This is a genomic window from Ligilactobacillus agilis DSM 20509, assembly GCF_001436215.1.
In the GTDB taxonomy this organism is placed as follows: Bacteria; Bacillota; Bacilli; order Lactobacillales; family Lactobacillaceae; genus Ligilactobacillus; species Ligilactobacillus agilis.
Genome location: NZ_AYYP01000063.1, coordinates 8170 through 34804, shown reverse-complemented (window position 1 = coordinate 34804; position 26635 = coordinate 8170). Strand labels below are relative to the sequence as shown.

Below are 26635 nucleotides of genomic sequence, written 5' to 3'. Positions count from 1 at the left end.
TAATGATTTCAAGATATACCCGCCCAGAGATGGCAGCCTTATGGACAGATGAAAAGAAGTATGAATGTTGGTTAGAAGTGGAGTTAGCTGCTGATGAAGCTTGGTCCAAATTAGGTCACATTCCGGCTGAAGATGTTGAAAAGCTACGAAAGAATGCCAAGTTTGATATTAACCGCATTGCAGAAATTGAGGCTGTCACTAAGCACGATGTAATTGCCTTTACTAGGACAGTATCTGAATCTTTAGGTGATGAAAAGAAGTGGGTTCACTACGGCCTAACAAGTACCGACGTGGTTGATACGGCCTACGGTTACCAACTAAAACAGGTTAATGACCACCTCCGTAAAGACTTAGCAGAATTTAAGGAAATTATTGCTAACCAAGCAAGAAAGTACAAGAACACAGTTTGCATGGGGAGAACTCACGGGGTGCACGCAGAACCAACCACTTTTGGCTTGAAGTTAGCCCGGTGGTACTCAGAAATCAAGCGGGATATTGAACGGTTTGAACATGCGGCTGCCGGAGTGGAAGCTGGTAAAATTAGTGGTGCCGTCGGAACCTTCGCCAACATCGATCCCTTTATCGAAGAATATGTTTGCAAGAAGTTAGGGATTCGTCCACAAGAAATTTCAAGTCAAGTCCTTCCACGTGACTTACATGCTGAATACCTTGCAGCTTTGGCATTGATTGCAACTAGCCTAGAAGAATTTGCAACCGAAATTCGTGGCTTGCAAAAATCAGAGACACGTGAAGTGGAAGAACACTTTGCTAAGGGACAAAAGGGTTCCTCAGCTATGCCACATAAGCGCAACCCAATCGGGTCCGAAAACATCTGTGGTCTTGCTAGGGTAGTCAGAGGCCACATGGTAACAGCTTATGAAGACGTTGCTTTATGGCACGAACGTGACATTTCTCATTCATCAGCAGAACGGATTATCTTACCAGATACAACCATCCTGATTGACTACATGCTGCACCGGTTTGGAAATATCGTTAAGAACTTAACCGTCTTTCCAGAAAATATGAAGCGCAACATGGACCGGACCTTTGGTTTGATTTACAGTGGCCGGGTCTTACTTAAATTAATTGACACAGGAATGAGTCGGGAAGCCGCCTATGATTTGATTCAACCTAAGACCGCGCAAGCTTGGGATGAACAACGTCCATTTAGGCCGTTATTAGAAGCAGACCCAGAAATCACTGGTCGTCTTTCCAAGGAAGATTTAGACGATGCCTTTGATTATCACTGGCACTTAAAGCATGTTGATGATATCTTCAAACGAGTAGGACTAGAATAGCTATTTACACATATCGCTTAACGGCTTGTTAAGCGATATGTTTTATTTTATGATGAAAATAAAATCTAAAGGGGGCTTTTTAATGTATTATCACGAAATCAATTTACGTTCGGACAACCCGCAAGCTGGGATGAAACTATATCTGCTTGACGAAGAAATTACCCATAAAAAACACCGTAACCGCCCGTTAATGGTTATTTGTCCAGGGGGAGGCTACCTGTCGTTAGCACACAAGGAAAGTGAGCCAGTGGTAGCCCGCTTTTTAGGGTTAGGCTTTAACGTAGCATTGGTTAATTATTCTGTTTACTTCAAGCAAAGACCGGATGAAAGTCAGCCCGCAATTATTAATGAGGATTATCGTGTAAAAGATTCCTTACTAGATTTAGTTACTAGCTTGAATTTAGTTGAACAGCATGCTGCGGAGTGGTTTATTGATACTAGTCGTGTTTATCTACTTGGTTTTTCGGCTGGTTCTCACTTAGTAACGAGTTTGGCGGAACGATACTTGGATAAGCAGTGGCGCCGGGAAGCTCAATTAAAAATAACTTTTAAAATTCGTGGCTTGTTATTATCTTACCCAATGTTGTCTGCAAACGCGGTGCACGTTAAAGAACAGGCGCACTTCGACGAGCTGATGGCAAAAGAAAGTTTAGCACAGTTGGACTTAGTGACCCAGGTTAATGCGCAAATGCCCCGGACTTTCATCTGGCAAGGTAACGAAGATTTAGCGGTCAGCCCACTTGAAACGAGTAAATTTGTGGTGAAACTTCAAGAGGCTGGGGTTGCCTGTGAATACCATCTCTTTGCAACGGGTGGTCACGGCTTAGCTTTGGCCGACCGGACCAGTGCAGTCTTTGCTAGTGATATTCAGCCTAACCTAGCGGCTTGGGTTGAATTGGCCAGAGTTTGGCTAGTTCAAGATGAGCCTGCAACAATCCACTTATACCCAGATAATCGCGAATAACTACCCAGCACCTAGTGGCATAAAGCTGCTAGGTGCTTTTTTTATTGATTCGCAAGCCGTAACCCAAACTTTAGGGGCGGTATTTGTTATAATGTTAATACTGAAGATATTTTGAAGATAGGAAGATAGCATGTATTCAAGAAGAAAAACGAAACAAAAGCATATTTTTTCGCGGGTACAGGTCATCACGCTTAGCTTTTTAGTAGCAATCTTAATCGGAACCGGCTTATTGATGCTTCCCATGATGAGTGTGACTGGCAAGGCGACCCCTTTTGTTGACGCGATGTTTACGGCCACAACCAGTGTTTGTGTGACGGGCTTGGTGACGGTCACGACTGCAAGTCATTGGTCAGAACTGGGACATTTAGTGATTTTATTGTTAATTCAGCTAGGTGGTCTAGGGACGATTACCTTGATGTCACTAGCCTTTTTTGCAACCGGGCGGCGAATTTCGTTGCAAAATCGCTTGCTGATGGCTGATGCCTTTAATTTGGATAACAACCAAGGTATTGTGCGCTTTGTCATTCACGTCATTCGTGATTCTTTAATAGTTGAGGCAATTGGGGCTTTAGCTTATGCCTGTTATTTTGTTCCCCATTTTGGTTTGGGGAGAGGAAGCTGGTATGCTATTTTTCACTCGATTTCGGCCTTTTGTAACGCTGGCATCGACCTACTAGCCCCTAATAGTTTAATAAACTATGCTGGTAACTGGTGGTTAAACTTTGTGACGATGTTTTTAATCATTTGTGGTGGCTTAGGCTTTACTGTTTGGAATGAATTAGGCCATGGTTTGGTAAACCAATATCGTTATCGAAAAAAAGGTCGGGGAAAAAGGTTAAAAACAACTCTCTCTCAACATAGTAAGGTAGTTTTATTAACGACTGCTATCTTAATTTTGGGTGGGGCTGTTTTGTACTACCTATTCGAGCACAATAATCCAGCAACTTTAGGTAAAGTTGGGACCGCTCAGGCGATGTTAGAAGCTTTATTCCAGTCAGTAACTACTAGGACGGCTGGGTTTGTAACAATCTCCCAAGCTGATTTAACGATTCCTTCAGTAATGTTGACCGTCTTTTTGATGTTTATTGGGGGCTCGCCAACGGGGACCGCCGGTGGGGTGAAGACGACCACCTTGGCAGTAATTATGTTAGAAGTCAAGGCAATCATTAAGGGTGAAGAAGATGTGATTTGCTTTAGACGCCGGATTGGACGCCAAACAATTAGAAAGGCAATTGCAATTACCGTTATTAGTGTGATTGTTAGTGTGATGGCGGTTTTATTAATGTATTTCATCCAGCCTGGTGATATGACCGACAATATTTTTGAAGTTTATAGTGCTCTGGGAACGGTCGGGATTAGTCGCGACTTAACCCCAGATTTGACGACCGCTGCTAAATATTTAATCATTGCTTGTATGTATTTAGGACGGGTTGGTCCGGCCTCAATTTTACTGGCGCTAACTAAACGGGAACACCAAGCTGACATTAAGTATGCAGCCGGAAATATTCGGGTAGGCTAAAGATAGAAAGAAGGATAGAGTAGATGGATAGATCATATGCGGTTTTTGGTTTAGGAGAATTTGGACGGAGTGTTTGCCACGAGTTAATGGAACTAGGCGCCGATGTCTTAGCAGTTGATAGAAACGAAGCGCAAACAACTGCGATTGCAGATGACGTTACGATGGCCGTGGCAATTGATTGTTTAAATGAAATGGCCTATGAAAAATTAGGGCTTAATAATATGGACGGCGTGGTTGTTTCGATGTCTGGTAACCTCGGGGCTTCGATTATGGCGATTATGGCCGCTAAGGATGCCGGGGTGCCTTTGGTCATTGCCAAGGCTTCGGATGATACCCAACGAACAATTTTTCAAAAGGTTGGCGCTAACCGCGTCGTGATTCCAGAACGTGACGGAGCCGTTAGGGCTGCACGTAACCTATTAGCCAAGAATTTCTTGGACTACATTGAACTGTCGGATAAAATTTCGATTGTTGAAATTAACGTCAAACGAGAATGGCTTAACCAGCGCTTAGCTGACTTAAACCTCCGCTCGCGTTACGGCTTAAACGTTATTGCCGTCCGACGTGATGGAGAATTGTTGACGGATATTGGCCCCGATGCTACCTTCATCATGGGAGATACCATTTTAGTGGTAACGGATAAGCAGGATTTAGGATTGGAACGGGGGAAATAAATGGTAGTAATCAAAGATAGAACTGTCATTCAAGATTTAGGGACGGATTTTTTTAGAGATATTGACCAAAATGCTAAGGGGTTAACGACCTTTCGCGGTGCGGTTTATAACACCAGCCTTTCTTTTATAAAAAAGTATTTGTTACCAAGGTTTGAGAAAATAGAGCTAGTGATTGGTTTGAGTGATACCAAAGCCAATACGGCATTAGAAAATTATCTTTATGCTAGTAATGAGCAATTTAAATTGTTAACCAGTCTAGACTCGGAATTAAGGCAACGTTTTGAAGACGGTAGTCTAGAATTGAAGTTTTCTAAGGAAGCCTTAGTTCACTCAAAAGTCTACATATTGACTAACCCTAATGGTGATGATTATCGGGCCTACTTAGGTTCGATGAATCTAAGTGAACAAGCCTTAAAACGTAATAAAGAAGTTCTATTGTGTGATCATGGTAAAACCGAGGATTTAGCTTACCAAGAAATCTATCAAGCCGTTTACCAAGATATTTATCAAACTGCAGCTGAGTTTTTAAACCGTAAAATTGTGACGGGCTTTTTTGGCCAGGAAAATACAGAAAAACAAAAGATTTACTTATTTGACCAAACGGTTGAAAACCTGGCAGCTGCTAAGAATAAACCGACCTTTGCTTCAGAGGATATCACTAAGATTAAACAAGAAACGCGGCAAGTAATTGATGTTGCGGCAATTAAGCGTGAGCAAAAGGCTAAAGAGCAGGTTGTTAACTTGATTTTTAATAAAAGTGGTAAGGTTAAAGAAAAGCTCAACCTGTTAACTGACGAGGTTAAGCGTAAACAGATTTTTAAAGTAATCTATCACGAGCAAGAGAGTAAGGCGAATTTTGACTTTCTAAATAGACAAGCCCACGAATTTTATCCTAAACCCTTATATGTTTACGATGAAGATCAAACTAGTTTACTAAAGGCACCTAGCTTCGGGTCGTCGTTGCAAGAACCTGTCATAGCCCAGAAACCAACTAAAGAAGAAATAACAGACATCTTAGAAATCGTCCGCTTTTATCGGGACCGCAAGCAAAGTGATGAATCACAAGCTGCCTTTTCTTTTTTGATGTACGTCTTACAATCAGCTAATATCTGGAAAATCCGTAAAATCATTAGCGAGCATAAAGGAAATGTCGATCAAATTCCAGTGGTAGCTGGCTTAATTGGCCAGGGAAATACTGGCAAGACCACCCTGTTAAAGATTGCCTCAAATCTGACTATTGGAAATACCAATAATATTGTTGATGGAACGGATGCGATGTTTCGAATCAAAAAGAAGGTCAAAGATGCCCTAGCTGCGGGTAAATCTCCGGAAGAGCTAGGCAAGACTAACCCCTTAATGGAAAGTAAAAAGGATATTAATAGAAACGTTTGGTCTTTTACTCAGGAATATATGGAAACTAAAAGTTCAGTCACCCCGATGTGCATTGATGACCCCGATATTTCCTTGTTTGGTGCTAGTGCTGAGGCAACTTTAAAGTACCTAGCTAACCGTTATCATGGCAGTGTACACCCGGTTGTTTTATTTGGACTGAATGACAAAGATGGTGGTAAGGTTTCAATTTCAAGTCAGGTTGGTAAGCGAGCCTATGCGATTGGACAGGAAAACCAGTTTAAAGAATTTACGGTACAAGACGAAGAGTTTTTAGATTTTTTAGAAGGAATTAAAAGTCGCCAAGGGCGGATGGTTAATAATAATGTTTTTCTATACCTTAGCCAAGCGATTGACCGGCAATTAGATAATTTAAGCTTAGAAGATTATCAAATGTTGACGAAGGACTTTCTTTCTCCAGTTAAGGCTAATTTGCGTAGGTTAACTGAAGATTATGAATTGGATGTTAGTGATTTAGAAACTTATTTTGGTGAAGATAATTACGATATTAATTTCGATAAAGGACGCCGCAATTGGCGGACCTTATTGAGCGACAAGCAAGTTATTGAGCAAATCTCAGTGACTGCAGGTGACGACCAGTGTTTAATTCCGGTGGGGGTATTTCCAAATCGGAACGACATTAAGCGGTTCTTTGATTACTTACCGCCCAAATTAGAAATTTGTGCTAGCTATGTATCTGTTGGGTTAACCGTCAACATCGATAACATGGATAAGTGGCTGGGGGTTAATTTGCTTAGGGAACATCATGATGAAGAAACGGGGGTTAAAAAGCGCCGGGAAGAGCTAGAAAAAATTGAGCGTCAATCGGAATTTCAAGCCATGTACACCGTTAAGTATCAGGCTGAACAGAAACAAAAAGAAAAGCTAGAACGGCGGCAGAAAAATCCATGGTTTAGGTTAGTAGATAAGTTTATCAAATAAAGCATAAAGGAACAATCGTTTTTGGCGATTGTTCCTTTTTTATAGGTTGATATAGCGGTTTGGATTGTGTAAAATTATTATTTTTTAGTTAAAAGCGTTTGAAAACCACAAAAAAGTTTTCAATATTCGTGTTTTGTTCTTGACGGCGGGCTTTAAAATTGATAATCTTAGGAAGAAATGACGAAGGTTTACTTTCGTTAAAGATTTAAAATTCGCTTTTTGAACAAAGGAGTCGCTGAAAAATCATGTCTGAATTGATTTATACTGGCAAAGCCAAACAAATGTGGACCACAGAAGATGAAGATGTTTTACGAGTTGTTTATATGGATCAAGCTACAGCCTTGAATGGTAAGAAGAAAGATCAAATTAAAGGTAAGGGACAAGTTAATAACCAGATTTCTACCTTAATCTTTAATTACCTAAAGGCTAAGGGAATTCCAACTCACTTTATAAAGAAGCTTTCTGAAACAGAAGAGCTGGTCAAAAAAGTGACTATCGTTCCCCTAGAATTTGTAACTAGAAATATTGCCGCTGGTCACTTTGCAAGCCGGTTTGGTGTTAAAGAAGGAACACCTTTCAAGCAACCAGTCGAAGAAACATACTATAAGAGTGATGAGTTAGACGATCCTTTTATGAATGAATCACAGGCCTTGGCCTTAGGAATTGCCACTAAGGCAGAACTTGATTACATGTGGGAATTGTCTCGGAAGGTTGACCAGTTACTCATTCCTTTGTTTGCAAAGGCAAATTTACAGTTGGTCGACTTTAAATTAGAATTTGGGCGCTTGGCTGACGGGACGATTGTTTTGGCGGACGAATTTTCACCAGATAATTGTCGCTTGTGGGATTTAACCACTAAAGCCCACATGGATAAAGATGTCTACCGTCGTGATTTAGGCGATTTGACTCCTGTTTATGAAGAAGTGTTAACTCGGTTAGAAGAAGTTTTAGCTAAGGAGGCTAACTAAAAATGGTTGAAGTTAGAATTTACGTTACATATAAGCAATCAGTGTTTGATCCCCAAGGTGAAACCATTACTGACGCAATTCATGCGCTCGGACATGATGAAGTTCAAAAAGTGAAAGTTGGTAAGTTTTTTGATGTGACCCTTGACCCAAGTAAGAAGGATATTGATCAGGCTGTTAAGGAAATCTCGGAACAATTGTTGGTTAACTTTAACCTTGAAACATACCGTTACGAAGTGATGGAGGAAGCTTAATGAAATTTGCAGTCATTGTTTTTCCAGGTTCTAACTGTGATATTGATTTATATGAAGCCTTAAAGACGGTTTGTCATGCCGAAGTTGAATATGTTTCCCACAAAGAAACTAGTTTGGATGGGTTTGATGCGGTGATGGTTCCAGGAGGCTTCTCTTATGGAGACTACCTTAGATGCGGGGCAATTGCACGGTTTGCTAATATCATGCCGGCGTTGATTGAATTTGCTAAGGCGGGTAAGCCCGTGTTTGGAACTTGCAATGGGTTCCAAATTTTAACGGAAGCTGGGCTTTTACCTGGGGCCTTGAAGCAAAATGACAGCTTGAAATTTGTTTGCAAGACGGTCGCCTTAGAGGTGAATAACCAAACGATGTTTACCTCTGAGTATAATGACAACGAAGTGATTAAGTTACCAATCGCGCACGCTGATGGTTCATACTATGCTGATGAAGAAACTCTAGCTAAGCTAGAAGCTAACAATCAAATCGCCTTCCGCTATCATGGCGAAAATCCTAACGGTAGCTTGCATGATATTGCTGGAATTGTAAATGAGCAGGGTAACGTTTTAGGGATGATGCCTCACCCAGAACGGGCAGTGGAAGCTCTACTAGGTAACGAAGACGGACTACGCCTTTTTAAATCAATTTTAAAACATGGGCACCAAACGGAGGAAGTAGTAAATGGCTAAAGAATTAACACCCCAAGAAATTAAAGATCAAAAGCCTTACTTAGAATGGGGTTTAACAGAAAAGGAATACGACTATATTGCTACTGAATTGTTAGGACGCTTACCTAACTACACTGAAACTGGCTTGTTTGCGGTAATGTGGAGTGAACACTGCTCTTATAAAAAATCCAAGCCGGTCTTACGGTTGTTCCCTAATAAGAATGAACGCGTATTACAAGGGCCTGGTGAAGGTGCAGGGATTGTCGACATCGGTGATGGCCAAGCAGTTGTTTTCAAAGCTGAAAGTCATAACCACCCTTCTGCAGTTGAACCTTATGAAGGAGCTGCTACTGGTGTTGGGGGGATTTTACGTGACATCTTTAGTATGGGGGCCCGTCCGATCGCGTCCCTAGATTCTCTGCACTTCGGAGAAATTGACCGACCCCGAACTAAATATTTAATTAACGAAGTGGTCGCTGGGATTGGTGGCTACGGTAACTGTATGGGGATTCCAACCGTTGCTGGGGAAATGACTTTTGATGAATGTTACACTGGCAATCCGTTAGTAAACGCGATGAGTGTTGGGTTGATGGACCAAAAGGATATGCAAAAAGGCCGGGCAACTGGGGTTGGCAACGCCGTAATGTACGTTGGGGCTAAGACTGGTCGTGATGGCATTCACGGGGCCACCTTTGCGTCCGCTGATTTTGCTGACGATAAGGAAACACAACGGTCCGCTGTTCAAGTGGGCGATCCGTTTATGGAAAAACTTTTGATGGAAGCTTGCTTAGAATTAACTAGCCAACACGCTGACTGGTTAGTTGGTATTCAAGATATGGGGGCGGCCGGGATTGTGTCTTCGTCTTGTGAAATGGCTTCTAAGGCTAATAGTGGCCTCGAATTAAACCTAGATTACGTGCCCCAACGTGAAGCTAACATGTCAGCTTACGAAATTATGTTGAGTGAGTCTCAAGAACGGATGCTTCTTTGTGTTAAAAAGGGACATGAAGAAGACGTTCAAGCTATCTTTAAGAATTATGATTTGGAAGCAGTTGTAATCGGCCGGGTAACAGCTGGACATGATTACGTGTTAAAGCACCAAGGGCAAGTGGTGACTAACATCCCAGTTTCAACCTTGACTGATGATGTTTTGGAAGAACCTAGCCAAGAACGGGTACCCGCACGATTAGCAAACGCAGACACTGAAAAGTGGCAACCAGAAATTAGCGATGCAAGTGAAACTTTGAAAAAATTATTGGCTCAACCAACTATTGCCTCTAAAGAGATGTTTACTCAAACCTATGACTCCCAAGTGCGGACTAGTACGGTGGTAGGACCTGGTAGTGATGCTGGGGTTATCCGGATTCGGGGAACTAAAAAGGCCCTAGCGATGACAACCGATGGTAATGGGCGCTTTGTCTACCTTGACCCTAAGGTTGGTGGTAAGATGGCGGTTGTTGAAGCAGCTACTAACGTTATCTCAAGTGGGGCCTTACCCCTAGCAATGACTGACTGCTTGAATTATGGCGATCCTAACGATCCAGAAATTTACTATGAGTTACACCAATCAGTTCAAGGGATGGCTGATGCTTGCTTAGCTTTAGATACCCCTGTTATTTCTGGGAACGTTTCCCTTTATAACGAAAACAATGGGGAAGCCATTTACCCAACACCAATGGTCGGAATGGTTGGTTTGATTAAGGATGTTAATTACGTAATTCCATCCTTTGTTCAGACTGCGGGTGACTTGGTTTACTTAGTGGGTCAAACAGGTGATGATTATGCCGGGTCAGAATTACAAAAGTTATTGACTGGTAAGATTAGTGGTCCATTAGCTGACCTTGATTTGACTGAGATTAACGCTTACCTTAAGAAGTTGCTGCAAGCAATGGAAACAGGACTGGTTAAGAGTAGCCATGACCTTAGCGAAGGTGGGTTAGGTGTAGCCTTAGCCGAAACAGCCTTTAAGACTGACTTAGGCCTAGACTTAGACTTAGCCTTAACTAAGGCACAATTATTTAGTGAAACTGCTGGTCGGTTGGTAGTAACAGTTGCCAAGGAAAAACAAGCAGCCTTTGAAGAATTGTTGGGACAAGCAGCTAGCTTAGTAGGACAAGTTACAGCAGAGCACAAGCTAGTGGCTAAGTTAAGTGATGGTCAGTTGCAACTTGATTTAGCTGCGGGCCAAAAAATTTGGGAGGAGGCCATTCCATGTCTTATGAAATCAAAGGCTTAAACGAAGAGTGTGGAATCTTTGGCGTTTTTGGAACTCCCAATGCCAGTGCCTTAACCTACTTTGGCCTGCACAGTTTACAGCACCGCGGTCAGGAAGGTGCCGGGATTGTCTCCAGTGACGGGGAGCGTTTGCACCAATACCGCAACCGGGGTTTATTGGCGGAAGTTTTTGCGGATCAAAAAGATCTTGACCGCTTAGTGGGCCAATCCGCAATTGGCCATGTTCGGTATGGAACCAGTGGTAATAATTCAGTTGCTAACATCCAACCCTTCTTATTTAGATTCCATGATGGTGATATTGCCTTGGCCCATAACGGCAACCTGACTAACGCTAAGTCATTGAAGTATCAGTTAGAAGACCAAGGGGCCGTTTTCCAATCAACTTCTGATACAGAAATTTTAATTCACCTTATCCGGCAAAAACGGGAATTAGGCTTTATAGATGCATTAAAGGCGAGTTTAAATGAAGTCAAGGGCGGCTTTGCGTTCTTATTGTTAAAGAAGGACTGCTTAGTGGCTGCCTTAGACCCCAATGGTTTTCGTCCTTTGAGTATTGGCCAGTTAGAAAATGGAGCTTACGTGGTCGTTAGTGAAACCTGTGCTTTAGATGTTATTGGGGCCAAGTTCGTCCGCGACGTCCTTCCAGGTGAGTTAATCATTATCGACAAGGATGGCTTAAAGATTGATCACTATACTAAAGACACCCAGTTAGCAATTTGTTCAATGGAGTATATCTACTTTGCCCGTCCAGATTCAATTATTCACGGAGTAACTGTTCACAACGCCCGAAAGAAAATGGGCCGCTTGTTAGCTAAAGAACAGCCAACAGTGCAAGCTGACATGGTTATCGGGGTGCCTAATTCTTCCTTATCCGCGGCTTCGGGTTACGCAGAAGAAGCAGGCTTGCCGTATGAAATGGGTCTAATCAAAAATCAATATATTGCCCGGACCTTTATTCAACCAACTCAAGAATTACGTGAGCGGGGAGTTAAGATGAAACTCTCGGCTGTGCGCGGGGTAGTTGAAGGTAAGAGCGTAGTGGTGGTCGATGATTCGATTGTGCGGGGAACAACCTCAAAACAGTTAGTGAAATTGATTCGGGATGCCGGTGCCAAGGAAGTTCATATGCGGATTGCTTCACCTCCTTTGAAGTTTCCATGTTTTTATGGGATTGATATGTCGACCCGGGCGGAATTAATGGCGGCTAATCACAGTGTTGAAGAAATGCGCCAAATTATCGGGGCTGACAGTCTAGGCTTCCTCTCGATTCCGAGTTTGATTAAAGCAATTGACCTACCGGATGCAGGTGACGCCCCTAATGGTGGCTTAACGGTTGCATATTTTGATGGTAATTATCCAACGCCTCTATATGACTATGAGGAAGATTACCTAAAGTCGCTAAGACAAGGCTGAAAGGGTGTAAAAAATGAGTCGTTATCAAGAAGCTGGCGTTGATGTTAACGCCGGGTATGAATTAGTCAGAAAGATTAAAGCGGATGTAAAGTCTACCGCCCGTTTAGGAGTCATGGGGACTGTGGGTAGCTTTGGGGGGATGTTTGATCTTAGTAGCCTTAACGTCAAGGAACCGGTCTTAGTTTCGGGGACAGATGGCGTTGGTACTAAACTGATGATAGCTCAAATGCTAGCTAAGCACGATACAATCGGAATTGACTGTGTGGCTATGTGTGTCAATGACATTTTAGCGCAAGGGGCAGAACCCTTGTATTTCTTAGATTACATCGCTACCGGGCATAATGACCCCGAAAAAATGGCGGCGATTGTAGCGGGGGTAGCCGAAGGGTGTCGGCAAGCAAACTGTGCTTTAATCGGGGGAGAAACTGCCGAAATGCCTGATATGTACGCTGAAGATGAGTATGATTTAGCGGGCTATTCAACTGGGGTGGCCGAAAAAAGTCAGCTTTTAACGGCCGCTTTGCCCCAAGCAGGCGATATTTTAGTGGGCTTACCATCTTCGGGCCTGCACTCCAACGGTTACTCGCTAGTAAGACAAATCATCTTTAAAGATGCCGGTTTAGCTTTAACTGCTAAGCCAGCAGAGCTTTCAGGCAAGACCTTAGGTGAAGTGTTACTCGAGCCAACTAGAATTTATGTTAAGGCAATTTTACCTTTAGTTAAAGCGGGCTTAGTTAAGGGCATCAGCCATGTTACCGGGGGTGGGTTGATTGAAAACCTGCCGCGGATGTATGGTGATGATCTCAAGGCGAAAGTGGATGCGACTAGCTGGCCTAAGCTACCAATTTTCACCTACTTGCAAAAGTTAGGTCAGCTTAGTGAGCAAGATTGTTATGAAACTTTTAATATGGGAATTGGTTTAGTCTTGGCCGTTTCACAAGCAGATTATCCTAAGGTAAGCCAAGCCCTAAGTCAAGCTGGTGAAGCTCACTATCAAATCGGGCAGCTAGTCGAACGGCAGGCTGATGAAGACAAAATTTCAATTGAGAAATCGAGGTAGGATTATGCGGGTGGCAATTTTTGCATCGGGAAATGGTTCCAATTTTGAAGTGCTGGCACAAAAATTTCAACAAGGCCAAATGGCTGGTGAATTGGTACTATTATTTTGTGACCATCCTGATGCCTATGTAGTAAAAAGGGCTGAGAAGTTCCAAGTTCCAGTAGAAACATTTACGGTTAAAGCTTGTGGGGGAAAGCAAGCTTATGAAGAGCGAATTTTACAGGTTTTAAAGGATTATCACGTCGACTTTATCGCTTTGGCTGGTTATATGCGGGTAATTGGGCTTACTATTTTAGCCGATTATGAAGGAAGAATTATCAACCTTCACCCGGCTTACTTGCCAGAATACCCTGGACTCCACTCGATTGAACGGGCTTTTGCCGATAAGAAAAAGCAAACTGGGGTAACAGTTCATTATATTGATTCCGGGCTAGATTCGGGCCCAATTATTGCCCAAGAACACGTAGCTATTCTTCCAACTGATAGTCTAGCCAGTCTAGAAGAGCGGATTCATGCCTGTGAGCACCGCTTATATCCGCAAGTTCTACAAACAATTTTAGCAAATCAAGCCAATAACTAAAGGGGTTATAAAAAATGAAACGAGCATTAGTTAGCGTATCTGATAAGAGTAACTTAGTAGATTTTGTTAAGACCTTAGTTGCCAATGACTATGAAATTATCTCAACTGGTGGGACTAAGAAGGTGTTAGACGAAGCCGGTCTTAAAACCATCTCGGTCGAAGACGTAACTGGTTTTCCCGAAATTTTAGACGGCCGGGTAAAAACCTTGAACCCATATATTCACGGGGGCTTGTTAGGCCGGCGTGATTTGCCAGCTCACTTAGAAAAAATGGCTGAGTTAAAGATCAAGCCGATTGATTTGGTTTGCGTTAACCTTTATCCATTTAAAGAAACAATTCAAAAACCAGGCGTGACCTTAGCTGATGCGATTGAAAACATTGATATTGGTGGTCCAAGCATGGTTCGGTCCGCAGCTAAAAACTACCAAGCCGTAACAATCGTGGTAGATGCAGCTGACTACAAGCAAGTTGCTGAAGAAATTGCAGCTAACGGGGATACAACTTTGGAAACCCGTCAAAAATTAGCGGCCAAAGCATTCCGGCATACAGCCGCCTATGATGCCTTGATTGCTGACTACCTCACTAAGCAAGCGGGAATTAGTGCACCCGAAAAGTTGACTTTAACTTACGACTTGAAAGAAGAAATGCGTTACGGCGAAAATAGTCACCAAAAAGCTTACTTCTATGAAGATACCTTACCAGAAGCTTACTCCATTGCCCAAGCTAAACAACTTCATGGTAAGCAATTATCTTACAATAATATTAAGGACGCTGACGCAGCCATTAGGATTGCTAGAGAATTCAGTCAACCAACTGTGGTGGCTTTGAAGCATATGAATCCATGTGGGATTGGCCAGGCTGATAACCTAGAGCAAGCCTGGGATTTAGCCTATGAAGCTGACCCAATTTCAATCTTTGGGGGCGTAATTGTCCTCAACCGTCAAGTTGACTTGGCCACTGCTGAAAAGATGCACAAGCTCTTCTTGGAAATTATTATTGCCCCAGGCTTTGACCAAGATGCCTTTGAAGTTTTAGCTAAGAAAAAGAACTTACGCTTACTTCAATTAGACTTTGACCAAAAAGATACTGCCCAAAAGCCAGAGGTGGTTTCTGTTTTAGGTGGTTTATTAGTCCAAGACCAAGACGTTCTAGCAGAAGACGTTAAGGATTGGAAGGTGGTCACTAAGGTGGCTCCAACTGAGGAACAATTAGCTAGCTTAATGTTTGCTTGGAAGGCAGTTAAGCACACTAAGTCCAATGCGATTGTGGTTGCTAACGGTGAACGGACACTAGGAATTGGGGCAGGTCAGCCTAACCGGATTGATTCAACCAAGATTGCCATCAAGCATGCGGGGGCTTCTTTAGACGAACATGCTGTGTTAGCTAGTGATGCCTTCTTCCCAATGGATGATTGCGTTGAATACGCTGCTAAGCATGGAATTAAGGCAATCGTTCAACCTGGTGGTTCAATTCGTGATCAAGATTCAATCGAGATGGCCGACAAGTATGGAATTACCATGGTAACAACGGGTGTCCGTCACTTTAGACATTAATGAGGTAGGAAGATGACCAAAAAATTACGCTTATTAGTAGTAGGTGCTGGCGGACGTGAACATGCAATCGCTAAAAGCTTAGCACAAAGTTCATTGGTAGAAAAAGTTTTCTGCGCTCCTGGTAACGTGGGGATGGCTAGTGACAAGATTGAGGTTGTCAATATTGGTGAGTTAGAATTTGACGCCTTAAAGGGTTTAGTAGCAGAAGAACAAATTGACTGGACTTTTGTCGGGCCGGAAAATGCTTTGGTAGCTGGAATCGTAGATTCCTTTGAAGCTGATGGCTTAAAGATTTTTGGCCCTAATAAAGAAGCAGCCCAACTTGAAGGCTCTAAAGATTACGCCATGCGTTTCATGGACCAATACCAAATTCCAACGGCTAAATTTGCAACCTACCAATCTTCAGAAGCTGCCATTGCAGGTCTTAAGGATTTTAGTGAACCAATCGTAATTAAGGCTGATGGCTTAGCTGCTGGTAAAGGGGTAGTGATTGCTCCTAGCAAGGACGAAGCTGAAGCTGAGATTAGGTTGATGTTTAAAAAAGGCCAAAAGCAAATTGTCTTAGAAGAATTCTTAGCAGGGGATGAGTACTCACTTTTTCTATTAATTGGCAAATCTGGCTACCGGATTTTACCAATGGCTCAAGACCACAAGCGGGCCTTTGATCAAGATAAGGGACCTAATACCGGTGGGATGGGTGCTTATAGTCCGGTACCACAACTAGCAAAAGTAGATTACCAGCGGATGTTAACAGAGGTGGTCGAACCAACGATTGCTGGTTTGAAGCAAGCTAACCTTAATTATCAAGGGGTGCTCTACATCGGGATGATTCTAACCGCCCAAGGGCCTAAGGTGATTGAGTATAACGTCCGGTTAGGTGATCCGGAAACCCAGGTGGTCTTACCCCGCTTAGCCACTGATTTTGCTGAGTTAATTAATGCTTTTGTAACTGAAGCTAATCTTCCAGAGGTTAAGGTTAAACCTAACGCTTGTTTAGGGGTTGTTTTGGCAGCGGCAGGCTATCCGCAAGCGCCCCTTAAAGGCCAAGCAATTTCCTTACAGTTGGCTGACGAAAGCTTAGACATCGACTATGCTAACGTGACTGGCAGTCTAGACGATTTGAAAGGGGCTGGGGGACGGATTTTGACCGTGCTTGCAAGTGCGCCTTCGCTAGCAGAAGCTCAATTGAAAGTTTACGAATGCCTCAATAGTCAAGTTCAAGCGGAAACATTCTACCGTAAGGATATTGGCTTTAGGGCGACTAAGGCTTCATTTTAAAACAACTTAAGATAGTGTAAAAACTCCTCCGGTGCGAATCTACATTCCAGTCGGAGGAGTTTTTTGGAAATCTAAAATTCTTGGTAAACAGCAGGGTCTTGGTTTTTAAGTCGACCGTTAGGTTTGTCTAGCTCAGTAATGGCTGCCAGTTCTTCAGGGGTTAACTCAAAGTCGAAAATATCTAGGTTGGCCAATTGGTGGCTGGTGGAGTTAGCTTTAGGAATAATCCCTACCCCTAGTTGGAATTCCCAGCGTAAAATAACTTGGGCAGCAGATTTATGGTGTTTGTCAGCAATAGCGTTAATGCCAGGTTCTTGTAAAACAGAACTGGCCCGCCCTAAGGGACTCCACGCTTGAGTGAAAATTCTGTGGGCTTGATCATATGCCCGTTGGCTAGCTTGGGACCAGTATGGGTGCAATTCGATTTGGTTGACAGCCGGGGTAACGCCAGTTTCAGCTACCAAACGTTCCAAGTGTTCAGGTAAAAAGTTGCAGACCCCGATTGAACGAACGAGGCCAAATTTTTGAGCATCAATTAAGGCTTGCCAGGCTTCGACATAGTGGTCTTCTTTAGGGTTAGGCCAGTGAATTAGGTAGAGGTCATAATAATCTAGTCCGGCCCGGTAAAGGGATTCCTGAATGGTGGGGATGGCTTGATCGTATGTTTGGTGTCTGCCCGGCAGTTTAGAGGTTACGAAGATGTCTTCACGTTTAATGCTAGAACGTCTGATGGCTTCCCCCACGGTCCCCTCATTTTCATAATTAAAGGCTGAATCCAGTAAGGTATAGCCGTTGCTTAAGGCGCTATTAATAGCGTTGACACCTTGAGCTCCGTTTAGTTTGTAGGTTCCAAACCCAAGTACGGGGATTTGGTTGCCGTCATTTAAGGTCTTAGTAGGAATTTTAGTCAAATTAATCACTCCCCATAATAATATTGTGCAAATGTTTTCATGTCTTAATTATACCACCGCTAGCAAAAATGACATGCTTAAGCCCCTGCTATTTTTGCTATAATTTAGGTGTAACTTAGACAAAGAAAAGAGGGACAACAATGGCAGATTTTACCTACCAGGTCTTTAGTGAAGTAGCTAAGCAAAAAACGTTAGTGGCTGCGGCCAAACAATTACAGGTGACGCCGTCGGCGGTTAGTCACTCCTTGGCGGGCTTTGAAAAACAATTAGGCTTTCCCTTATTTGTACGCAACCGTAACGGGGTTAAGCTAACACCCGATGGGGCTAAAATTTTACCGATTGTTCAAGAGCTATTAAATACGGAGGCTAAGTTAGCCGAAGAAGCGGCCCGAATAAATGGACTTAACCAAGGGCAAATTAGGATTGGGGCCTTCAGTAGTGTCTGCATCAACTGGTTACCCGATATTATCAATAGCTTCAAGCAAACCTACCCTGAAATTGAAATCAGTGTCCGCCAAGGGACTTTTAACGAGGTGGTTGAACAAGTCCGCTTGGGGACGCTTGACCTTGGTTTTAGTGCCTTACCTATTAAGGAGAATTTAGAAGTGATAGCCTTGCACCAAGATCCAATCTACTGCATTGCTCCAGTCGGTTTTAAGCCCCGCAATGGCAAAACGATTACCCAAGAAGACGTAGTTAACGAAGAATTTATTCTCCAACAAATTGACTACGACCGTGATACCAAGAGGGCGCTGGATGCCTACAACGTCTCCGTCAACTCGATTCAGTACAGTATCGATGACGCTTCTATCATTGCCATGGTCGAAAGTGGTTTGGGCCTGGGAATCTTACCTGACTTAGCCTTGCAAAATTTAGCTGGTAAGGTGCAGACCTATCCTTTTTCTAAGGAGTTTTACCGGACAATCTGTTTAGTGGCCCATACCAAAAGTCAACAAACTCCTTCGACCAAGGCCTTCATCAAGACGGTTCAAGAGTATATTAAGCAACGGTATGCTTAATAGCTAACTAATTTACTGTTATTTTTAAATTTTTCCTTAGTTAGCCCGTTTTTTACTTGCATCTGGAAAAGAAATTTGTTAATATTCATGGGAAATTGTTGAACGCGAGGTGACATAATGGAAACAAAGATTGAAGTTGGCGATAAGGTCAAATGCAAAAAATTTGGTTCGCTAAAGCATGATTTCATTGGCTCAGTCGAAAAGAAATATGAAAATTCAGCCGTAGTCGCAATCTTGGAACATGATAACGAAGATAACGTAGCCGTAACTGATTTTCATAACCGAGCAGTTGTCCGTTTTGACTGCATGAAAAAAATTTCTGCTTAATTTAAAAAAAAACGTGACATTAACAAGAATCTATGCTATAGTTATTCTTGTTGATGCGGGTGTAGTTTAGTGGTAAAATCCCAGCTTCCCAAGCTGATGTCGCGAGTTCGATTCTCGTCACCCGCTTAACTGACATCTCCGTTTTGCGGGGGTGTTTTTTATTAACAATTCGATGATAGAAGAAGAGTAACCTAGGTAACTTCTTAGCGAATCTGGGAGGGTGGAAGCCAGATAAGCCAACTGGGCCAAGCGCGCTTCTTAGAATTACAAGTAGATAATGAAAGTGGATTGCTAAATCAAGTAGAGTGGTACCGCGGGAAATTCTCGTCTCTTACGTTTAACGTGAGGGGCGTTTTTTATGGTCAATTTTTTAAGGAGGATTTTATGCAAGATTATAAGTTACAAGTAGCTAATGCAATTAGCGCAGCCATTGACAGTCAATTAAGTCAGGATGAAATTTTAAGTAAAATTGAAATTCCTAAGGCATTGAATTTGGGTGACTATGCCTTCCCAGCCTTTGTCTTATCTAAGGTATTAAGAAAGGCACCTCAAGCAATCGCAGCTGAATTGGTAGAAAAAATCGATCAAACTGGCTTTGAAAAAATTGAAGCGGTTGGTCCTTATGTCAACTTCTTTTTAGACAAGCAAGCTTACGCTAAGGCAATCTTGGCAGAAGTTTTAGCTGCTAAAGAAAACTTTGGTAACCAAGACCTAGGGGCCGGTCGGCAAGTTCCAATTGATATGTCTTCTCCTAACATTGCTAAGCCAATGTCAATGGGGCACTTACGTTCAACTGTAATTGGTAACTCAATTGCTAACTTGATGGCTAAGGTTAACTACAAGCCAGTTAAAATTAATCACTTAGGTGACTGGGGGACCCAATTTGGTAAGTTAATGTGTGCTTACGAAATGTGGGGAAGCGAAGCTGAAATTAAGGCTGACCCGATTGCAACCTTACTTAAATACTACGTTCGTTTCCACGAGGAAGCAGAAGCTAAGCCTGAATTAAATGACCAAGCACGTCATTGGTTTAAGCGACTAGAAGATGGGGACGCAGAAGCTACCCGCCTATGGAAGTGGTTTAGGGAAGAATCCCTCAAGGAATTCATGGAAGTTTACGACGAATTAGAAATCAGCTTTGATTCTTACAATGGGGAAGCCTTCTACAACGACAAGATGGATGAAATCGTTGAGTTGTTAGAAGAAAAGCATCTACTTAAAGAAAGTCAAGGGGCACAAATTGTTGATTTAGACAAGTACAACTTGAACCCAGCTTTAATTAAGCGGTCTGATGGTGCGACCCTTTATATCACCCGGGACTTAGCAGCTGCCTTATACCGGAAACGGACTTATGACTTTGCACAATCTCTTTACGTAGTAGGGAATGAACAAACTAACCACTTTAAGCAATTAAAGGCAGTTTTAAAGGAAATGGGTTATAATTGGTCCGATGATATCCACCACATTCCATTTGGTTTGATTACTTCTGGTGGGAAGAAGTTGTCGACTCGGGCTGGACGGGTAATCTTACTGCAAGAAGTGCTTAACGATGCGGTTAACTTGGCTACTAAGCAAATTGAAGAAAAGAACCCTACTTTGGCTAACAAGGCTGAAGTTGCCCACCAAGTTGGGGTCGGAGCGGTTGTCTTCCACGACCTTAAGAATGAACGCTTGAATAACTTTGACTTTGATTTGGAAGAAGTTGTGCGCTTTGAAGGGGAAACCGGTCCTTACGTTCAATACTCACGCGCACGGGCAATGAGTATTTTAAGAAAAGCAGGGGTGGATGCTGATGCCGTAACAGGTTCATATGATTTAAATGACCCTGAGGCATGGGAAACACTCCGCTTATTAGGGGACTTCCCAGCAATCGTTAAACGGGCGGTGACAGAATATGAACCATCTGTTGTGGCTAAGTACGCAATTCATTTAGCCAAGGCCTTCAACAAGTACTATGCTCACTCACGGATTTTAGCCGATGATGAGCAAAAGCAAGCACGGTTGGCAATGGTTGCCGCCGTGGCGACTGTCTTGAAGGAAGCCCTTCGTCTTTTAGGTGTCGGTGCTCCTGACGAAATGTAAACTAGTAAGTATGAGTCATCCTTGAGGGTGGCTCATTTTTGGGCTCTACCCAAAACTTTGTGTGCATCATTTTCAAAGAATTCTAAGAAATCAGCGCGATTTTCTTAGAATTCTTTTTCTTTGACTTGAAATTCAACCAAAGAATGATGCGTTTCTTCATGTTGATGAAATTTGGCATGCCAAAATTAAGGCGTCTAAGTAACTTGATTTTACGGTTGATTCCTTCAATCGGGCCATTTGAATATTTAGCAAATTTAGGATTAGCGGCATTCAAAACGTGGGCGAGATTTTTATCTGTTGTTAAGGTATTTAAGGTTTGAATTAAGTGATTATTGTCGATATTCTTAATGTTTTTAGGATAAGCATCCCCGTGTTTCTTAGTCCATTGAGCCTTTTGAACGCTAACTTGCTTAAAACTTTGTTTAAAGGCACGAAGGCAGCGAGCTAAAGTAAGGACATCATTACAGATAATGGCACGATGAAGTTTATGAATAACATTGTGTGATAGTAGTAATTCTTCTGATAATTCAAGAGCTTCACTAACAATTTGCGCATCAGTCATTGAACATTTAAGCTGTCTGCGGTAATGTGGGTGCTCATTGTCAAGCTTGGCAGGGTCAAGAAGTAAAAGACGCCAATGACATTTGAACAGGTTATATTCAACCGAAGGTTTGGCAAAGAGTTTCATCTTCTTAACGCGTTCATGATTAAAAGCTGGGTTAATCATTTTGATGATATGGAAACGATCTATGATAATTTCAGTATTAGGAAAGAGACGCTCGGCAACACTAGCATAATAAGCATTTAAATCGGTAGTGACCGTTTTAACCCTAGCCCTTTGGGCTAGAGAAAAGCCGTTAAAAAATTTTTCGATATCATAGCTAGACTTTCTAGGAAACAGTGCCACTAAGGTATGTTTCACAGCATCAATACAGATAAAAGACAGTTGGTTGTCGTTAGTTCTAACCTCATCAAAACATAGATGTTCGGGTAGTGAATCATGGAGGGTGAAGCTAGAGAGTGTAACTGACTCATTAAGGACGTTCACAATGGTAGAAGGACTAACGTTATTGTGATTAGCAATATCTTTCATGGTAGTGAGAGTTAGGAGCTCACTAATGATTTTTTGAGTAACCTGATTAGTTTTTTTGAGCATATTTAGGAGCCAAATCAGCATCTTCAGCTTGAAAACAGTGGCCACAGGTAAGACACTTAGCTCGATGCTTCTTTAGTTCAATAAAAACAGGGAAACTAGGGTCAGCGGCAATATGTTTCAAGGTAGAAGGGGTGTAACCGTGATATTCAACGGCTTTAGAGCCGCAAAAAATACAAGTAGGTCTTTGGGGAAATTTAAGTTTAGCCGGAACAAATAAGGCTCTATCAAACTTTTTATAAGGCTCAACATGTGGCATTTCATCCATGATTAGTCCTTTAGAAGTTATATTTAAGTAGAGATGATTAATTTGGTTGATTTCGTCCTGGTGTGATGAAAGTGTGTTATAATAATTTTTGGAGTTCATTTTGTGCATCCCCTTTAATATTTGTTTGGTCGCTTATATTATAAATGGAGAAATCTCAAAATGGGCTTTTTTTTAATATTTTTTCTCATAAAGAATGAAAAACTCTGGGTGCGAAATCGTTCACACCCAGAGTTTTGTGGAGACCCGTTTTTTTGTGAGAATTTTTCTAAAAGAAAGATTTTTAGATTTTTAGATTCAAAGTTAGCAAAAAGATCCTAGAAAGGCACGCTGATTTCGTAGAGTCCTTTGAAAATACAGCCCCAGCGTTTTAGACAAAGTCTTTTTAATTATAATCCCGAAAAAGACTTGCGTTTATCTCAAGAAAGCGTTACCATTAATTTGTAATAATTAAAAGGTTTTACGTAGTTTTATTAAGTAGAAAGTAGTGATTAGAATGGCTAACAAGATTGCAGTTTTAGGCAGTATTAATATTGATACCACTTACCGGGTTAACGAATTTCCTAAACCAGGGCAAACTATTCAAGCTCTAAGTAAGAGTTCAACCGGTGGAGGCAAGGGCAATAACCAAGCAGTAGCTGCTGCTCGCTCAGAAGCGCAGACCTATTTCATTGGGATGGTCGGAACTGACGATGAGGGCAAATTTATGCTAGAAAATTTAGCAGAAGAGGGAATCAATACTGATTTAATCAGCCAAAATAAAGAAATTGGTACCGGGACGGCCCTAGTTACTTTAAACTCAGCCGGACAAAATGACATCATGGTTTACGGTGGGGCCAACCAAGCAATGACTACCGAGGTTTTAACCGGAAGTGAGGCAGTGCTGGCACAAGTCGACTTTTTGCTAGCACAAAATGAAACTCCCCAAGAAGTAACGCTAGCGGCTTTTAAATTAGCTAAGAGTCTAGGAGTGACAACTATTTTTAACCCAGCGCCAGCAGGTAAAATTATGCCGGCTCTTTTGGAATACACCGATATCATTATTCCTAACGAAACTGAGTGCCAAGCACTAACAGGAAGTGAAATTACGGATGAGGCAAGTATGCAGGCAGCTGCGAACGCCTTTAAAGAAATGGGGGTAGGTACGCTTTTAATTACGCTGGGCTCAAAGGGTGTTTATTACTCTACCCCAAGTTCTCAAGGCTTAGTTCCAGCTTTCAAGGTGCAAGCACTCGACACGACCGCGGCCGGTGACACTTTTATCGGGGCATTAGCATCCCAACTAAGCAAAGACTTGAGTAATATTGTTCCTGCCTTAACTTATGCCCAAAAGGCCTCTAGTTTGGCTGTGCAAAAGATGGGGGCGGCTTCGTCGATTCCTAGTGCAGAGGAGATTAAGACGGCTTTAACAAGGTGATTTATAGTAAAATAATTAATTTTCTCAAAACTTACTAGTATAAATTGAACTATTTTAATATAATGAGATTAATATTAAACAAAGAAGGTAGTTAGTATGACCAAGATAATTTTTGATTGTGATCCAGGTATTGACGATGGGGTTGCACTAGCAGTAGCTCTAACAGACCCAGCGCTTAAACTCGAATTGATTACAACTGTTGCTGGAAATGTAACCGTTGACAAAACGAGCAAGAACGCCTTGAAATTAGTCGAATTTTTTAACAAGGAAGTCCCCGTAGCTGCGGGGGCTAAGAAGCCATTAATCAAGCAATACGAAGATGCCAGTCATATCCATGGCCAATCGGGGATGGATGGCTATGATTTTCCTGAACCTCAGCGGACGGTGGTGGCCAAAGATGCAGTGGTAGCTATGCACGAATTACTTCAAGCTAGTCCGGAACCACTGACGATTTTAGCCACGGGTGCTTACACTAACTTGGCCCTCTTACTGGCGCAATATCCCGAAGACAAGGCGAAGATTAAGCAAGTCATCTTAATGGGCGGGACCCTTTCACGAGGCAATATGTCCAGTGTGGCTGAATTTAATGTTTATAGCGATCCCCAAGCGGCTGAAATTGTCTTTAAGTCAGGCCTTGATTTAGTAATGGTCGGCTTAGACGTCACCTTAAAAGGTCGAATTACTGAAGCCAGTCACCAAGCCATTGCTAAGTGTGGGCCAGCAGGGCAAATGCTTGATGGTATTATCAGTGCTGATGGTGATAAGACGGAAGCTGGTACGGCCATCCATGATCTCCAAACTGTCTTTTACCTCCAACATCCAGAGGCTTTTACAACCAAAGATTACTGGGTAGATGTTGTAACTGAGGGCCCAGCCCTAGGCGCAACCGTTGCGGATGTTAGAGCAGCCTATCACCAAGAAACCAACGTCAAGGTTTGCTTAGACATTGATACAGACTCATTTAATGAGTGGTTTGTTAACAAAGTTAAGGACAATATGTAGTAAGTCTAAATATCACAAAGTCGCTCCTTATGTTGAATCGTTCAGCATAAGGGGCGACTTTTGCAATGTTTGAGTAAGTTAATGTGCATTATGCGGTTCTTTCGAGTGGACTGTTTCTTTAGCAACATTAGCCTTGTGAACGCCTAAATAATGGATGGTAGCATAAATAGCGATGACTAAGAAAGCACAGGTCGAAATTAACATTATTCCGCGTGGGTGATTTAACCCAAGTGGGGTGGCAATTAGGGCTAGCAAACTAGGCGAAAGTGCACAGCCAACGTTAACCAAGACTAAGACGATAGTCGTTGCTAGGTTAACGGAGTTAGAGGGAGGAGATTAACTGTTGCTAAAAATGTAGGATTAATTGTTATTTTAGAACTTATGTTTTGAATGTTAGTTGAGAAAGTGCTATCATCTCTGTAATAGGAGGTGAGTTTAATGCTACGTGTACAAAAAGTTAGACTGGATCCTAACGAAACCATGAAACAAGTGCTTGATGATTTATGCGATTATAGGCGTTATTGTTGGAATCAAGGCTTAGCTTTATGGAATGACATGTATGATGCTTCCTTAGTTTTAGAAAATAAGAAGTTGCGTCCAAGTGAACGTAAGGTTCGTGATGAGTTAGTTGCCAACAAGGAAGATTAGCAGTACCAACTGTCGGCCCGGTGTTTACAGCTAGCTATTTCTGACTTAGGTAAAGCTTGGCAAAACTTCTTTAAGAAGTCATTACCGGATTGGGGCAAGACAAAGTTTAAGTCTAAAAAAACAGCCCGCCAGGGTTTTAAAACGGACCGGGCTCAGATTGTTAATGGTAAGTTACGGTTGGATAAACCGTATGGGGTTAAAGCCTGGGCTGATATTAGTTTTAAAGGTGCTAATGATTTAAACGGTGAATTAAAAGTCGTTTCGATTTACCGTGAAAATGGTAAGTACTGGGCGTGCTTACCCTTTGAAGTTAAGGTGACGAAGAAAACTAAAACCGGGCAAAAGACAGCTGTTGATGTTAATGTCGGCCACCTTGACTATCCTGAAGGTCAAGTCAAGACTTTGCCCAATAATCTAAAGGCTTTGTATAAGCGCATTAAGCATTACCAACGCCTCTTAGCTAGGAAACGAGTGGCAAACGGAAAAAAGCGACCCAAGCAAATAATTACATTAAGACGAGAGCAAAGTTGCAACGTAATTATTGCAAAGTCGTTAGTATTCAACACGATATTGTTCAAAAGTTTACCAACTATGCTAGTCAATAATTATGACCGCATTGTCATTGAAGATTTAGCAGTCAAACAGATGTAGATGAGTCACGTCTAAAGGCTTACACCGGTCAATGTTTGGCTATTTCAAGCATGTTTTAAAATATAAGAATGGGTATGGCAATGAGTTAATCTTAGCGGACCGTTACTATCCGAGTACCCAGTGCTGTTCTCAGTGTGGTCATGTTAAGATTGGTGCAGATAAAGTCGGGCTTGACGGCAACAAGAAACACTGAACAAAACATAACGAGTATGTTTGTTATGAGTGCGGGACAATTATGGAGCGAGACGAAAATGCCGTGAGAAACTTACTTGCTTTACTGTAAAAATAAATGGGGTGGGCTACACCCTTAAGCTACAAGAGTCAGTCACTGTCATTATCCCCAAGTTGGGATATGGGAATACTGGTGTTGG

22 protein-coding genes, 1 tRNA gene and 1 pseudogene are annotated in these 26635 nt (G+C 42.2%); 21 read left to right on the top strand and 3 right to left on the bottom strand.

The genetic code is table 11. The features are described 5' to 3' along the window. Positions 1–2: 2 nt before the first annotated feature. The 14 genes from purB (at position 3) to purD (ending at position 16789) form a co-directional block, all read left to right on the top strand. The gene (purB, locus tag FC14_RS08050) at positions 3–1298 is read left to right on the top strand and encodes an adenylosuccinate lyase (protein ID WP_056977268.1); all 1296 of its coding nucleotides are present in this window, start codon (positions 3–5) and stop codon (positions 1296–1298) included. Positions 1299–1380: 82 nt separating this feature from the next. Continuing rightward, complete coding sequence (locus FC14_RS08045; protein ID WP_056977266.1) at positions 1381–2262, top strand: alpha/beta hydrolase; 882 nt, start codon at positions 1381–1383, stop codon at positions 2260–2262. Positions 2263–2392: 130 nt separating this feature from the next. Next, entirely contained in the window at positions 2393–3781 is a 1389-nt protein-coding gene (locus tag FC14_RS08040; RefSeq protein ID WP_056977264.1) for a TrkH family potassium uptake protein, read from the top strand. Between the two features lie 23 nt (positions 3782–3804). Then, a complete protein-coding gene (locus FC14_RS08035; protein ID WP_050611899.1) occupies positions 3805–4455 on the top strand; it encodes a potassium channel family protein in 651 nt (216 codons plus the stop codon). Beyond that, on the top strand, positions 4456–6786 hold the full coding sequence (locus FC14_RS08030; RefSeq protein ID WP_056977261.1) for a restriction endonuclease PLD domain-containing protein: 2331 nt from the start codon (positions 4456–4458) through the stop codon (positions 6784–6786). It abuts the gene before it with no gap. Between the two features lie 245 nt (positions 6787–7031). Continuing rightward, positions 7032–7754 (top strand): phosphoribosylaminoimidazolesuccinocarboxamide synthase, encoded by a 723-nt coding sequence (gene purC / locus FC14_RS08025; RefSeq protein WP_050611900.1) that lies wholly within the window; start codon positions 7032–7034, stop codon positions 7752–7754. Between the two features lie 2 nt (positions 7755–7756). Continuing rightward, complete coding sequence (gene purS, locus FC14_RS08020) at positions 7757–8005, top strand: phosphoribosylformylglycinamidine synthase subunit PurS (protein WP_050611901.1); 249 nt, start codon at positions 7757–7759, stop codon at positions 8003–8005. After that, positions 8005–8691: a phosphoribosylformylglycinamidine synthase subunit PurQ gene (purQ, locus tag FC14_RS08015; RefSeq protein ID WP_056977259.1), complete on the top strand. Its 687-nt coding sequence runs from the start codon at positions 8005–8007 to the stop codon at positions 8689–8691. The genes purS and purQ overlap by 1 nt, the downstream gene beginning before the upstream one ends. Beyond that, positions 8684–10906: a phosphoribosylformylglycinamidine synthase subunit PurL gene (purL, locus tag FC14_RS08010; RefSeq protein ID WP_056977257.1), complete on the top strand. Its 2223-nt coding sequence runs from the start codon at positions 8684–8686 to the stop codon at positions 10904–10906. Before purQ ends, purL begins: the two co-directional genes overlap by 8 nt. Continuing rightward, positions 10882–12318 carry an amidophosphoribosyltransferase gene (purF, locus tag FC14_RS08005; RefSeq protein ID WP_056977255.1) on the top strand — a complete coding sequence of 479 codons (1437 nt, stop codon included), beginning with the start codon at positions 10882–10884 and terminating at the stop codon, positions 12316–12318. The genes purL and purF overlap by 25 nt, the downstream gene beginning before the upstream one ends. A 13-nt stretch (positions 12319–12331) precedes the next feature. Beyond that, entirely contained in the window at positions 12332–13378 is a 1047-nt protein-coding gene (gene purM, locus FC14_RS08000) for a phosphoribosylformylglycinamidine cyclo-ligase (protein ID WP_056977252.1), read from the top strand. Positions 13379–13382: 4 nt separating this feature from the next. Continuing rightward, complete coding sequence (gene purN / locus FC14_RS07995; RefSeq protein WP_056977250.1) at positions 13383–13958, top strand: phosphoribosylglycinamide formyltransferase; 576 nt, start codon at positions 13383–13385, stop codon at positions 13956–13958. A gap of 14 nt (positions 13959–13972) precedes the next feature. Continuing rightward, positions 13973–15511 (top strand): bifunctional phosphoribosylaminoimidazolecarboxamide formyltransferase/IMP cyclohydrolase, encoded by a 1539-nt coding sequence (gene purH, locus FC14_RS07990; protein ID WP_056977249.1) that lies wholly within the window; start codon positions 13973–13975, stop codon positions 15509–15511. 12 nt (positions 15512–15523) lie between these two features. Beyond that, on the top strand, positions 15524–16789 hold the full coding sequence (purD, locus tag FC14_RS07985; RefSeq protein WP_056977247.1) for a phosphoribosylamine--glycine ligase: 1266 nt from the start codon (positions 15524–15526) through the stop codon (positions 16787–16789). Between the two features lie 71 nt (positions 16790–16860). On the opposite strand, the gene FC14_RS07980 is transcribed toward purD, so the two are convergent. Beyond that, on the bottom strand, positions 16861–17700 hold the full coding sequence (locus FC14_RS07980) for an aldo/keto reductase (RefSeq protein WP_056977245.1): 840 nt from the start codon (positions 17698–17700) through the stop codon (positions 16861–16863). Between the two features lie 140 nt (positions 17701–17840). Here FC14_RS07980 and FC14_RS07975 point away from each other — a divergent pair, with 140 nt between their 5' ends. The 4 genes from FC14_RS07975 to argS all read left to right on the top strand — a co-directional run bounded on the left by FC14_RS07975 (position 17841) and on the right by argS (position 21128). Continuing rightward, positions 17841–18719 carry a LysR family transcriptional regulator gene (locus FC14_RS07975; RefSeq protein ID WP_050611910.1) on the top strand — a complete coding sequence of 293 codons (879 nt, stop codon included), beginning with the start codon at positions 17841–17843 and terminating at the stop codon, positions 18717–18719. A 117-nt stretch (positions 18720–18836) separates the two neighbouring features. Then, positions 18837–19046: a hypothetical protein gene (locus FC14_RS07970; protein WP_056977243.1), complete on the top strand. Its 210-nt coding sequence runs from the start codon at positions 18837–18839 to the stop codon at positions 19044–19046. Between the two features lie 55 nt (positions 19047–19101). After that, positions 19102–19172 (top strand) — tRNA-Gly (locus tag FC14_RS07965). Between the two features lie 258 nt (positions 19173–19430). Next, positions 19431–21128 (top strand): arginine--tRNA ligase, encoded by a 1698-nt coding sequence (gene argS, locus FC14_RS07960; protein ID WP_056977241.1) that lies wholly within the window; start codon positions 19431–19433, stop codon positions 21126–21128. 82 nt (positions 21129–21210) lie between these two features. Here argS and FC14_RS07955 read toward each other — a convergent pair whose 3' ends face one another. Then, complete coding sequence (locus FC14_RS07955) at positions 21211–22284, bottom strand: ISL3 family transposase (RefSeq protein ID WP_056977239.1); 1074 nt, start codon at positions 22282–22284, stop codon at positions 21211–21213. Continuing rightward, entirely contained in the window at positions 22268–22648 is a 381-nt protein-coding gene (locus tag FC14_RS07950; protein ID WP_056977238.1) for a transposase family protein, read from the bottom strand. Before FC14_RS07950 ends, FC14_RS07955 begins: the two co-directional genes overlap by 17 nt. Positions 22649–23042: 394 nt before the next feature. Here FC14_RS07950 and rbsK point away from each other — a divergent pair, with 394 nt between their 5' ends. The 3 genes and pseudogenes from rbsK (at position 23043) to FC14_RS07935 (ending at position 26547) form a co-directional block, all read left to right on the top strand. Next, positions 23043–23963: a ribokinase gene (rbsK, locus tag FC14_RS07945; RefSeq protein WP_056977236.1), complete on the top strand. Its 921-nt coding sequence runs from the start codon at positions 23043–23045 to the stop codon at positions 23961–23963. 96 nt (positions 23964–24059) lie between these two features. Continuing rightward, positions 24060–24965: a ribonucleoside hydrolase RihC gene (rihC, locus tag FC14_RS07940; protein WP_056977234.1), complete on the top strand. Its 906-nt coding sequence runs from the start codon at positions 24060–24062 to the stop codon at positions 24963–24965. 438 nt (positions 24966–25403) lie between these two features. Then, positions 25404–26547: pseudogene (locus tag FC14_RS07935) on the top strand (RNA-guided endonuclease InsQ/TnpB family protein). The last annotated feature ends 88 nt before the right edge of the window (positions 26548–26635 follow it).